Origin of the sequence: Salinibacillus xinjiangensis, from assembly GCF_009649735.1 — a bacterium.
Taxonomy (GTDB): Bacteria; Bacillota; Bacilli; order Bacillales; family Alkalibacillaceae; genus Salinibacillus; species Salinibacillus xinjiangensis.
The window spans coordinates 123,803-135,879 of sequence record NZ_WJNH01000009.1 but is presented as its reverse complement, the minus strand read 5'-3'; the positions used below and the strand labels follow the sequence as shown (position 1 = coordinate 135,879).

Below are 12,077 nucleotides of genomic sequence, written 5' to 3'. Positions count from 1 at the left end.
GAGCAAGGCATCCACGCCTTGCTCCATTACCTAGTTTTCCGAATAAACTTTTCAACCATTTGATTAAATCGTTCACCATGCTCCCAAAACATCATATGTCCACCTAACACTTCTACCTGTGATTCAGGAGTCAAATTTTTTGTGTATGCAGTTGCTGTATCAGCCCAGTGTTCCGCTACAACAGTCAGAGTAGGGATGGATTGACTGGCTAATTTTGCCTCTTCGCGATAATCAGCGAACATCCCAGAAGCAAACAGATTCGCAGCTACATAGTAAGGTGTTTTGAGTGATTGCTCCACTAACCAATTTAATTCCTCATCCTCAAGCTCTCTCTGCACCGTCACTTGAGTAATATAGTCTGTAATAAAAGTTCTTTGGCCCTGTGGATTTCGTAGCGAGGATGTGTAAATCGCACTAATGTCATCAAGTGAACCTTCCACCCAATCCCCTTCACTTACAGATAATGACTTAGGCGGCATATCAACTAAAACCATCGCCTTCACCTGATCATTCCCACATTGTTTAAAATACTCCCAAGCAGTAAAGCAACCAAAGGACCACCCTACTACGATAGCTTCCCTCACCTCCAACTCCTGGAGTACTTTATTCAAATCCGAACCATGCGTAACATAATCATTTCCATGCAGAGATAAAGAAGATCGTCCATGACTTCGTGGATCAATTACAATTACTCGATTCGTTTTAGAAAAATACTCTACTTGCTTGGAAAAAACTTCTGTGGTGAAGGTAAAACCAGGGATGAACACAATAGGGTCCCCACTTCCAACATCCTAGACAAATATCTCGACACCAGGGTCAATCTCGATGTACTTTCCAGTTGATGAACTCATGAAGTCTCTCCTCCTTTCTATTGATTCGTCTTATTTCTCTTTCAAGGTATTCGCTTAAATCCCCAAAGATTCCTTGCCATTAACTAAAATAGAGAGAGGCATCGAAAAATCCTCTCTCCGGGCTATCCTATTTAGCAAAAACCTGATAAATTTTTTCAATAGCCCAATCAAGATCCTCTTGCTTAATGACAAGTGGTGGAGCAAATCGAATCACATTTTCATGGGTTTCCTTACAAAGTAGACCTTCTTGTTTAAGGGCCTCACAATAGGAGCGTGCAGGCTCATGCAGCTCCACACCTACAAACAGTCCTTTGCCTCGAACCTCTTTGATCACTGGATTATCGATTTTCTTGAGCTTTGCCTGGAAGTACTCCCCAAGCTCAAGAGAACGCTCAACAAGCTTTTCGTCCTCAATCACTTGTAATGCCGCCACTGAAACCGCACTAGCAAGTGGATTTCCACCAAAAGTAGAGCCGTGAGAGCCAGGATTAAAGACACCAAGAACATCCTCATTCGCAACTACACAGGAGATTGGCATGACACCACCTCCAAGTGCCTTTCCGAGAATGTACATATCAGGTGTGACTTCCTCCCAATCACAAGCAAACATTTTTCCTGTACGAGCAAGACCAGACTGAATTTCATCAGCAATAAAAAGAACGTTTTCGTCCTTACAAACTTCATAAGCCTCTTTTAAAAAGCCCTCTGGTGGCAACACAATACCAGCCTCTCCCTGGATTGGTTCTAGTAAAAAGGCTGCTGTGTTTGGTGTGATTGCCTCCTTTAACGCCTTAACGTCTCCATAAGGAAAAACCTTAATGCCAGGTAACATCGGGCCAAAACCCTGCTTATTATCAGGGTCAGATGAAAGCGAAACTGCTGTCATTGTTCTTCCATGAAAATTTCCTTCACAAGCGATTATCTCAGCTTGGTTTTCTTGTACGCCCTTTTGATCATATGCCCAGCGTCTAGCTGCTTTAATGGCTGTTTCTACCGCTTCTGCGCCTGTATTCATCGGTAAAACCATATCTTTTCCAGTTAGTTTTGATACCTTTTCATAAAATGGGCCAAGCTGATCGTTATGAAATGCACGAGAGGTTAAGGTGACTCGGTCAGCTTGATTCTTTAAGGCCTCAATAATTTTCGGATGTCGATGACCTTGGTTGACAGCGGAATAGGCACTTAACATATCCATATACTCATTGCCTTCAGGGTCCTTCACCCATGCTCCTTCTGCTTCTGCAATGACTACTGGAAGTGGGTGATAGTTATTAGCTCCATATTTAGAAGTTTGATCGATAATTTCATTCGTTTTTGACTTCGTTGTCATATGAATCCTCCTCACAAAATAATTAGGAAGAAGTCAGCATTACCACTGACTTCTTCCCCTTTTCCATTAGACCTATCTTTATATTTTAGTACATTTCAGATACTGTTTTAGCTTGCATATGAAGTGCTAGATAATCAGGTCCACCTGCTTTAGAGTCTGTTCCTGACATGTTGAATCCACCAAACGGCTGGTATCCAACAATTGCACCTGTACAGTTACGGTTGAAGTATAGGTTACCAACATGGAATCCTAGAGTTGCTTTGTCAAGGTTCGCACGATTCTTAGAAATAACCGCACCAGTTAAACCGTACTCAGAGTTATTGGCTAATTCTAATGCATGATCGAAGTCTTTGGCTTTAGTGAACCCTACGACAGGACCAAAGATTTCCTCTTGCTGTAAGCGTGAGTTGATATCAACGTCAGCAAATACAGTTGGTTTGATGAAGAATCCTTTTGAGTCATCTCCTTCTCCACCTGCTGCAAGACGGCCTTCTTCTTTTCCAATTTCAATGTAGCTCATAATCTTGTCATAGGCAGCTTGATCAATTACAGGACCCATGTATTTGTTATCTACTGGATCACCTACTGTAAGTTCGTTCGTTAATTTTACAACCCTTTCAAGAACTTCATCATACACATCCTCATGTACAACTGCACGAGAACCTGCAGAGCATTTCTGTCCAGAGAAACCGAACGCAGAAACCACGATAGATTCAGCAGCTAAATCAAGATCTGCCTCTTTATCTACAACCACTGTGTCCTTACCACCCATTTCAACAATTACACGTTTTAGGTGAGTTTGACCCTCTTGTACTTTTGCCGCACGCTCCCATAGACGAGTCCCTACATCACGAGAGCCTGTGAATGTAATAAGAGAAGTTTTTGGATGGTCAACTAGAACATCCCCAACCTCTTTACCGCTACCTGGCACGAAGTTAATCACACCTGCTGGTACACCTGCTTCTTCCAATACTTCTACAAATTTCGCGGCCACTACAGGAGTAGTACTTGCTGGCTTTAATAGAACCGTGTTACCTGTAACAAGCGGAGCTACAGTTGTACCTGCCATAATAGCGAAAGCAAAGTTCCAAGGAGAAATGGTTACCGTAACACCTGTTGGGACATACATATAACGGTTTAATTCACCTTGACGGCTGTTTACTGGCTTACCTTTATCTAGTTCGATCATTTGACGAGCATAATACTCCATGAAGTCAATAGCTTCTGCTGTATCAGCATCTGCTTCCTTCCATGGTTTACCTGCTTCTTTAATAAGGTATGCAGAAAACTCATGCTTTCTACGACGTACAATGTTTGCTGCACGCATTAGGATATTTGCGCGATCTTGAGCTTTTGTATATTTCCAAGTTTGAAAAGCCTTATCAGCTGTTTCAATTGCTTTTTCAGCAATTTCTTTATTCGCCTTTGATACGGTTCCAATAACCTCTTCTTTATTGGATGGATTTACCGAAACAATTTTATCGTCTGTTGAAATACGCTCCCCACCTACTAGAAGGTCATGGTTTTGACCAAGCTCATTCTCTACCTTCTGGATCGCATCTTCAATCGCTTTACGGTTTTCTTCTACTGTAAAATCTGTAAATGGTTCGTGTGTATACGGTTTTAACATTAGAATCCCTCCAAATTTTTGTTCACCTAACTATATATGCAAAAATCGTGCCAAAATTTAAAATCCTATATTCATGGTCTTTTTTACCCAAAAATCAGAAAATAGCGCAAAATCATTTTTCATTTTTGGGCCAATAATAAAAATTTTGCGCCAATTTATTTTGCACTCTTCGACATAATCTATTAAACTAAGATTAGATATTAAAGGAGGGGGACTCCATGACAAATCACAAAGTAGACACTCCATCCAAAATTGAATGGACTGAACTATACAATCAGCTTCTCGACAAGGTAGACGTGGGAATTCATGTCATTGATGAACACGGGAAGACCATTTTATATAATCAAAAAATGATGGAAATCGAGTCGATGGAAAGTGATGATGTACTCGATAAAGATTTACTAGAGGTGTTTAAATTTCATAATAACCAGCACAGTACACTTGTCCAATCGTTACAAACCGGTAAGACGACAAAGTCGAAGAAACAAACCTATTTCAACAATAAAGGACAAGAAATTACAACGGTTAATGACACCTTCCCTCTCTTGCAGGGCGATCGAATTGTTGGGGCTGTCGAAATTGCCAAGGACGTCACTCAATTGGAAAAGGTCATTAAAGAAAATGTACTCCGAAAACAAAACACCAAATTTACTTTTAATCGTATAATCGGTCAGAGTGAAATGTTTAAAAGTGTGATTGAAGAGGCAAAAAGAGCCACCCGAACCTCCTCCTCCGTCATGATTATTGGAGAAACCGGTACAGGAAAAGAGTTGTTTGCTCAAAGTATTCATAATGGTAGTAGTCGGTCTACCAAACCCTTTCTTACTCAAAACTGTGCAGCTATTCCGGACAGCCTTATGGAAGGATTATTATTTGGAACGAAAAAAGGTGCTTTTACAGGTGCTGTCGATCGTCCCGGTCTATTTGAGCAAGCAGATGGCGGGACACTTCTGTTAGATGAGATTAATTCCCTAGACCCTGCTCTTCAAACTAAGCTATTACGAGTTATACAGGAAAAGTCGATTCGCCGGGTAGGCGACACGAAGGATAAACAAGTAGACGTACGCATTATTGCTACTATTAACGAAGACCCTCTCGATGCCATTGCAGCGAATCGATTACGTAAGGACTTGTACTACCGTTTAAGTGTTGTGTCCTTACTCATCCCACCATTGCGTGATCGTAAAGAGGACTTGTCCTTACTCGCAAACAGCTTTATCGATAAATATAATGCTATGTTTCAAATGAATGTAAAAGGGCTTAGTGAAGACGCCATGCAAATGCTGTATCAGCATGATTGGCCTGGAAACGTGAGAGAGTTGGAGCATACTATTGAAGGTACGATGAACCTTTTAATAGAAGAAGAACTCATCACTGCCCAATCTCTCCCTACTAAATTTAGGAGAAGATATCAAAATTCGCAATCTAGTATTCCTGAAATCGATTATCCTTCTCTTAGTCAGGACGAAGAGATAAAACCGCTTAGAGATAAAATGACTGAGGTTGAAAGAATGTATATACAGCAAACATTAGAGGCGAATGATCATAACATTTCTCAAACCGCAAAAATTCTTGGCATTAGCAGACAAAGCTTACAATACCGACTGAAAAAATATCATTTATAAGCCAAACATACTATCCATGGACAATTTATAGTCAAATTGTCCATTTTTTTACGATAATAATCTCCTCGTTAGACTTTTTGGTATTTTTCAAAATATAATAATATTAATCTCTGTTTTGGAGGTCCTTATGATGGAAAATTATCGTCCACTTATTGAACGGCAAAATTTATTTTTCTCCAGTGGAAAAACGAAGGAGCTGTCTTTCCGTACGGATGCTTTACAGCGATTGCGGTCGGCGATTAAAGAAAAAGAACAAGACATTATGGCCGCACTAAAAGCTGATTTAAACAAATCTGAGTTCGACTCCTACACCTCAGAAATCGGCTTTGTACTTGAAGAAATCAAATTCACGTTAAAGCATTTACGCTCATGGATCAAGCCTAAAAAAGCGAAAACACCAATCACCCATCTTGGCTCTAAAAGCTACATTCATTCCCAACCCTATGGCGTATCACTCATTATTTCTCCATGGAACTATCCATTTCAACTAGCAATCGCTCCATTGATCGGATCCATTGCAGCAGGCAATTGCACGATACTAAAACCATCAGAATATACACCGAAAACATCTGAACTAATTGCAAAGATGATCGCAGACTTATTCCCAGAAGAACAAATCGCCGTTATCCAAGGTGGTGTGGAAACGAGTCAAGCCTTACTCAAGGAGAATGTAGATTACATCTTTTTTACCGGAAGTGTACCTGTTGGCAGAATCGTGATGGAGGCAGCCTCAAAGAACTTAACCCCTGTGACCCTAGAGTTAGGAGGCAAAAGTCCCGCAATCGTCCATAAGGATGCCAATCTGAAACTCGCTGCCAAGCGCATTGCATGGGGAAAATATTTGAATGCAGGCCAGACCTGTATTGCACCGGATTATTTATACGTACATCAATCGGTAAAAGAAGAATTTCTCGGGCATCTACAGAATGCTATCAAGGATTTATATGGGGAAAATCCGCTTGAAAACGGGGAGTTTACCCATATTGTGAGTGAAAAGCATTTTAATCGCCTTAAAGCCTTTCTCGATGATGGTGAGGCTACCATTGGTGGAAAGACAAAAGAAGATGGATTCGTCATTGGGCCAACAGTGCTAACAAATGTGAATTGGACGATTCTGTTATGAAGGATGAAATTTTTGGACCAATTCTTCCTGTACTAGAGTACAATCATATACCAGATGTCATAGCTGGTATCCAGAAGCATCCGAATCCGCTAGCACTCTATTTATTCTCAGATAGTGATGAGGTGCAAAAAGAAGTAATTGACAGTGTTTCGTTTGGTGGCGGGTGTATTAATGATACAGTATATCATTTTGCAAGCCCCCACCTCCCCTTTGGCGGTGTGGGCAACAGTGGATTTGGGGCTTATCACGGCAAAGGGAGCTTTGACACCTTTTCCCATCAAAAAAGTGTGCTAAAGCAAACGACGCTTTTTGATATCCCATTTCGTTATCCGAATGTGAAAAATGGGCTTAAGAAGATTAAGTTGTTTTTGAATTAAAACTGCGAGAGGGGCATGATGGATGTATTGCTGATTTTGCTAATATTTTGCTTGTCATGAGGGTTTCATGACGTGCGTTTTTCTGGTTCCGCTAATGTTTCGCTTGTCATGAGGGGTTCTTGATGACCGAAAAATCTGCAAGAGGACAAAAAAGGTCGTCATGAGAGGTCATGACGACCAAAAAATCTGCAAAGAGCCTAAAACGGGCGTCATGCGGGGTTCATTACACCCGAAAAATCACCAAGGAGCCAAAAACGGTCATCATGCGGGGTTCATTACACCCGAATTATCAGCTCAAAATAAAACGACCGACATTACGCCGGTCGTTTTCCTACTTTTCTATTTTAATTGCCTCATATTGAAAGCCGCTGTATTGATAATTTTGTTTTTGATACATTTCTCGTGGTGTATCATCACCTTCTGCTACTAGAATGATAGTTTCATTCGGAAATTGGTCCATGACAAATCGTTGTAATCTGCTTCCAATGCCTTTGCGTTGAAGAGAGTCCACCACGGATAAGTTATCAATCTCAACAAAATCCTCCGACACAATGACATTCATCGTACCTGCTGGCGCCCCTTTATAATAGGCCAATACTTGCATAACGCTCTCATCTTCAAACTGTTGTTTGTTTAATTTCACCTTTTCTTTGGCAAACTTTTCCCCATGTTCAGAATCGAGTTCATACTGTAATTTTAGAAACTCCGATAAGTTTGCATCCGTTACCTCTGACACTTCAATATCTAAACGATGCGAGATTTGAGGAAAGGATTTCGGTTGAATGGCATATAACTCGAGAAAGCCTACATCATATTTATTTGCGGCAAAATATTGCATAATTTCAGGATCTGGCTTTTGATTATCAGGAAACACAAACTTCACATGGTGTTGATTGTATTGTTTATGGTACTTGATTAGAAAATCTTCAGTCGCCAGCAATTCACTAATTGTAGGCATACGTTTAAATTCAATGAAATTGCTATCGTACCTAATAAGCATTTCTGGGTAGTGATAGTGCTTGTATAATTCATTTTCGTTTACTACATTTCCAATCGTTTGAATATGCTCAAATGTTAACTTATCCATTTTGTCTAACCCCTTCTCCTCTGCTCTTATTATTTCTATTTTACTAATGTAAATTTTATCATAATATTCTAAACAGTAAGATGAAAATCATCAATTTTCGAAATGGTTAACAAATATGATATAACTAATTACAGGAGGGTTGTATATGCAAAAGCTTGTTTTTCATAATGCTTGGGATAAAACCTTATCATCAAAGGATCGTAAACGGATTGAGAAGGAATTTGAGAAAACGAAGAATCGCCATCAGGACTTAGAAATCATCATTCTTTGGCTAGCTATGAACCATAAAGGGGAATGTTTGGTCACTACACTTATTCATAATCGAGGTAATCAGTCTTTTCCTACTGATGAGATCGAGCTACGTCTAGTTGATCATCAAAAGGTTATTGCTGAGCATACTTTTACAATCCCATTCACACTCGAACCGTTCACAAGTATGCCTTGGACCTTTATTTTTTCTGAAAATAGCTTGGGTGAAAATTCTCTGGAAAACGCTCTTATAGAATGGAAGACCTAAAAATCCACGTATGTATTGGTACACTTGTCTTTTCAGTCCCCCTCCTTCTGAATACATTAGTAATGTATAGGAAAGGAGGAACACCATGTCTAAGTCCTATGAGATGAATTCCAATCTCGCCAAGCAGTTGTTAAACAATAAAAATGCCTATATAACCACAGAAGGGCGGAAACTTTTGAAGGAATTCAGCAAAAAACGTCGTTAAGGTTATTGTAAAATATACTTTTTTGGGACAAACATCATGTATGTTAAATGACTAAGCCTCAAAATCCTAAGTCAGGTCTTATAAGGGAAGTGTACGTAAAGACAAGGCTTAGGACTTGATGAGGTTTTATTCAATACTTCTCCAAAGGGTAATGGCTGCATAGCTCCGGTATGGACTCCATTCCTCCCCCATTGTGTAAATATCGTCTTTTTTGGGCTTCGAATCGAGATTAAGGAATTTTTTCAAAGCGTTTTGTATCCCAATATCCGCAGCAGGAAGCAGGTTATCTCTTCCTAATCCAGATAGTAGCCAGTTTTCAGCAGTCCAAAAGCCAATACCGCGAACCTTTGTTAAGGTCTCTATCACTTCTTCATTCGGCTTTTCAGCTAGCTCATCTAGATTCAACTTCCCGTCCACAATCATTCGTGATGTATCAATTACATATTCTGCTTTTCTCTGACTGAACTGCAGCTTCCGTAATTCCTCATAATTTAAGCTTGCTACTTTTTCTGGTGTAGGCTGAAACCATACACCTTCGACCTCCTCTCCAAAGTTTTGAACATACCGCATTGATAAAGTATAAGCAAATTTCATATTAAGCTGTTGATGAACAATAGTCTTCATTAGGGCATCAAAGCGATTAAATTCCTTCACTACCGGTGTTCCAGGATATTTCGCAAACAGTGGCGCTAACTTTGTATCGGAAAAATGATTATGTATTTGTTTGAGATCTAAATGCAATTGGAAGACTTCCTCAACCTCACGAATTAGTTGACTTTTATCTTGATCTGAATCTCCACTAATTTGAAATTCAGGCTGCTCTGTTGACCCTGTCGCTTTAACTTTTACAATATGCTTGTCATCCCCTATTTTGAAAGGAACACGTACCCATCGACCATCACGATCCAAGTCCATAAGTGGGTCAAAACTTAATCGAAATAAGGCATAGTCGAAATCAAAAGGTCCAATTGCCCTGATTGTTTCCGTCCACATCATCACACCTCTCCCTTCTAGTTAAGAAATATATGAATATCTTACCATACTATTTTTCATCATCTAATTCGCATGCTTCATTTTCCTCCCCATTTTAACCAGAATGTTATGATTCCTAACCGTGGCACATAGAAATGGTTTGTATTCTAAAAAAAGGGAGGAAAATACTTATGAAGAAATTTCGACTCAGCTTTTACATTGGATTATCTTGCTTGGCATTATTACTAGCTATGGCTCAATTTGATTCTATCCAAGCAAGTGAAAAGACAGAAAAAATTCGAGTTTTGATTAAATCTGAAAATCCAAACAAAGAAAAGGAACTTAAAGCCAAACACGGGGTCCGACATCAATTTGGCACTAAAGGATTTACCACTTCGGTTACTCCTCAACAACTAACGACATTAGAACGACTAGACCATGTCGAGGTTTCAAAAGTTAAGACAATTTCTATCCATAACCCAGATAACGGAAAGGCATCACCGAAAAATGGTAATCGCAAATCCACTCCTTCTGACCAAACTCCTTGGGGAATTGAAGCCATTTATAATGATGAATCCATTTCAGTAACCACTGGCGGTGAAGGTGTCAACGTAGCTGTCCTAGATACAGGCACCTATACGAGTCACCCAGACTTAGTCAATAATGTTGAACAATGTAAGGATTTCACCAAAAGATCCTCCGCATTAACGGTTGGTTCATGTGATGACCGAAATGGCCATGGTACTCATGTTGCAGGTACTGTATTAGGGAATGGCGGTACTGATGGACTTGGTGTATATGGAGTTGCTCCTAATGCGGACCTTTGGGCTTATAAGGTGCTGGGGAATAGTGGCTCTGGTTATGCAGATGATATTGCCTATGCCATTGAACACGCAGCTGACCAAGGTAATCAACTAAATGAAAATGTCGTAATTTCAATGTCACTAGGCTCTAGCTCTGAAAGTCCGTTGATCACCGATGCTGTTAACTATGCAGTCAACCAGGGTGCACTTGTAGTTGCTGCAGCAGGTAATAGCGGACCTGACGCGGGAACAATTGGATATCCAGGGGCTACTCCAAACGCAATTGCTGTTGCTGCTCTTGAAAACTCACGAAATAACGGAGAGTATGGGGTAGATTCTTATTCTTCAAGAGGTTTATATGGGGGTGCAGGTGATTTTTCAATTGAGGAAGGAGATGTAGAGGTTTCTGCTCCTGGTACAGCTATTGAATCTACTTGGAATAATGGGGGTTATAACACAATCAGTGGAACATCTATGGCTACCCCTCATATTTCAGGGCTAGCTGCTAAAATGTGGGCAACAAACCCTAGTCTTTCTAACACTCAATTAAGAGCAAATTTACAGTCAAATGCAAAGGAAAATGATATTACTCTTGGATCGAGTGCTGGTGTAGGCGATGATATTGCATCTGGGTTTGGTTTCCCACTAGTTCAATAACATCTTATTAGATAAATTCGATGGCTTTAAAGGGCGGCTAGCTACCGCCCTTTAATTTAATCAAAAATGAAAAGGAAGCGTCTCCTTCCACAGTAAGTATTCTAAGCTTTTAAACTTATAGCCCCGCTTTCGCAGCTCATCAATCAAATGCTCAAGTGCTAGCGCATTATCCTTTGATGTCGCATGAAGAAGAATTATAGCACCAGGATGAATGTGGTCTATGATGTTTTTATAGGCTGACTGCCAGCCCTTTTGCTCGCCCCAGTCCACAAATGCAGTTGACCAGAATACACTTGTATAACCAAGCTTCTCGGTAACTGCAAGTGTCCGTTCACTGAAATCCCCTCTTGGTGGTCTTACAAACTGAGTGGATTTTATCCCGACATGCTTTTCCAGTTCTTCGTTAATTTTATCTAATTCCTCTTTGATTTTTTCATCTGAGATCGTAGTGAATTCGTGATGATTATAGGAATGATTTCCAATAATATGTCCTTCATCCCTCATTCTTTTCACTAAATCAGTAGCACTTTTAATGTAGTGGCCAGCCAAGAAAAAAGCCGCTGGAACGTTCTTGTCTTTTAAAATATCTAGAATTTCGTCTGTGTGTCCCGCTTCATAGCCAAGATCAAACGTAAAATAAACGACTTTTTCTCCTGATTTATCTACGTAAAAGCTATTGTATTGATCCAACATTTTGCCATATTTCCCTGCATCAGGCGGATTATGCTCGGTATTTTTCTTATATCCCCAGCCAAAAGTGGTTTGATCATAGCCATATACATTGGAAACAGGGCTCGCGATAAGAAAAATAACAATTAGCCAAAGCAAAACGAGTTTCCTTTTAGACATGCCACTCACCTACTTTTCCCTTTATTCATAGGCTTAGGTTTTGCAGGCATA

Annotated in this window: 9 protein-coding genes and 1 pseudogene; 4 read left to right on the top strand and 6 right to left on the bottom strand. The window is 40.0% G+C overall.

Features of this window, described 5'->3' with window-relative positions:
- Positions 1-26: 26 nt before the first annotated feature.
- The 3 genes from GH754_RS14220 to pruA all read right to left on the bottom strand — a co-directional run bounded on the left by GH754_RS14220 (position 27) and on the right by pruA (position 3,811).
- Positions 27-767, bottom strand: coding sequence for an alpha/beta fold hydrolase (locus tag GH754_RS14220; RefSeq protein ID WP_323742032.1), 741 nt, complete (start codon positions 765-767; stop codon positions 27-29).
- Between the two features lie 211 nt (positions 768-978).
- Positions 979-2,181, bottom strand: coding sequence for an ornithine--oxo-acid transaminase (locus GH754_RS14215; protein ID WP_153729350.1), 1,203 nt, complete (start codon positions 2,179-2,181; stop codon positions 979-981).
- 85 nt (positions 2,182-2,266) lie between these two features.
- Positions 2,267-3,811 carry an L-glutamate gamma-semialdehyde dehydrogenase gene (pruA, locus tag GH754_RS14210; protein WP_153729349.1) on the bottom strand — a complete coding sequence of 515 codons (1,545 nt, stop codon included), beginning with the start codon at positions 3,809-3,811 and terminating at the stop codon, positions 2,267-2,269.
- A gap of 218 nt (positions 3,812-4,029) precedes the next feature.
- On the opposite strand from pruA, the gene GH754_RS14205 reads away from it, so the two are divergent.
- Together GH754_RS14205 and GH754_RS14200 are read left to right on the top strand one after the other, a co-directional pair.
- Complete coding sequence (locus GH754_RS14205; protein WP_153729348.1) at positions 4,030-5,436, top strand: sigma-54 interaction domain-containing protein; 1,407 nt, start codon at positions 4,030-4,032, stop codon at positions 5,434-5,436.
- Between the two features lie 130 nt (positions 5,437-5,566).
- Positions 5,567-6,936, top strand: a pseudogene (locus GH754_RS14200) (aldehyde dehydrogenase).
- Positions 6,937-7,267: 331 nt separating this feature from the next.
- On the opposite strand, the gene GH754_RS14195 reads toward GH754_RS14200, so the two are convergent.
- Positions 7,268-8,023: a GNAT family N-acetyltransferase gene (locus tag GH754_RS14195; protein ID WP_153729347.1), complete on the bottom strand. Its 756-nt coding sequence runs from the start codon at positions 8,021-8,023 to the stop codon at positions 7,268-7,270.
- Positions 8,024-8,168: 145 nt separating this feature from the next.
- Between GH754_RS14195 and GH754_RS14190 the strand changes: the two genes are divergently transcribed.
- A complete protein-coding gene (locus GH754_RS14190) occupies positions 8,169-8,540 on the top strand; it encodes an SLAP domain-containing protein (protein ID WP_153729346.1) in 372 nt (123 codons plus the stop codon).
- Between the two features lie 331 nt (positions 8,541-8,871).
- Here the strand turns inward: GH754_RS14190 and GH754_RS14185 are convergent, their stop codons facing one another.
- Positions 8,872-9,741: a DNA-3-methyladenine glycosylase family protein gene (locus GH754_RS14185; RefSeq protein ID WP_323742031.1), complete on the bottom strand. Its 870-nt coding sequence runs from the start codon at positions 9,739-9,741 to the stop codon at positions 8,872-8,874.
- 167 nt (positions 9,742-9,908) lie between these two features.
- On the opposite strand from GH754_RS14185, the gene GH754_RS14180 reads away from it, so the two are divergent.
- A complete protein-coding gene (locus GH754_RS14180; RefSeq protein ID WP_153729345.1) occupies positions 9,909-11,177 on the top strand; it encodes a S8 family peptidase in 1,269 nt (422 codons plus the stop codon).
- Positions 11,178-11,237: 60 nt separating this feature from the next.
- Here the strand turns inward: GH754_RS14180 and pdaA are convergent, their stop codons facing one another.
- On the bottom strand, positions 11,238-12,026 hold the full coding sequence (gene pdaA / locus GH754_RS14175; protein ID WP_153729344.1) for a delta-lactam-biosynthetic de-N-acetylase: 789 nt from the start codon (positions 12,024-12,026) through the stop codon (positions 11,238-11,240).
- Positions 12,027-12,077 lie beyond the last annotated feature (51 nt).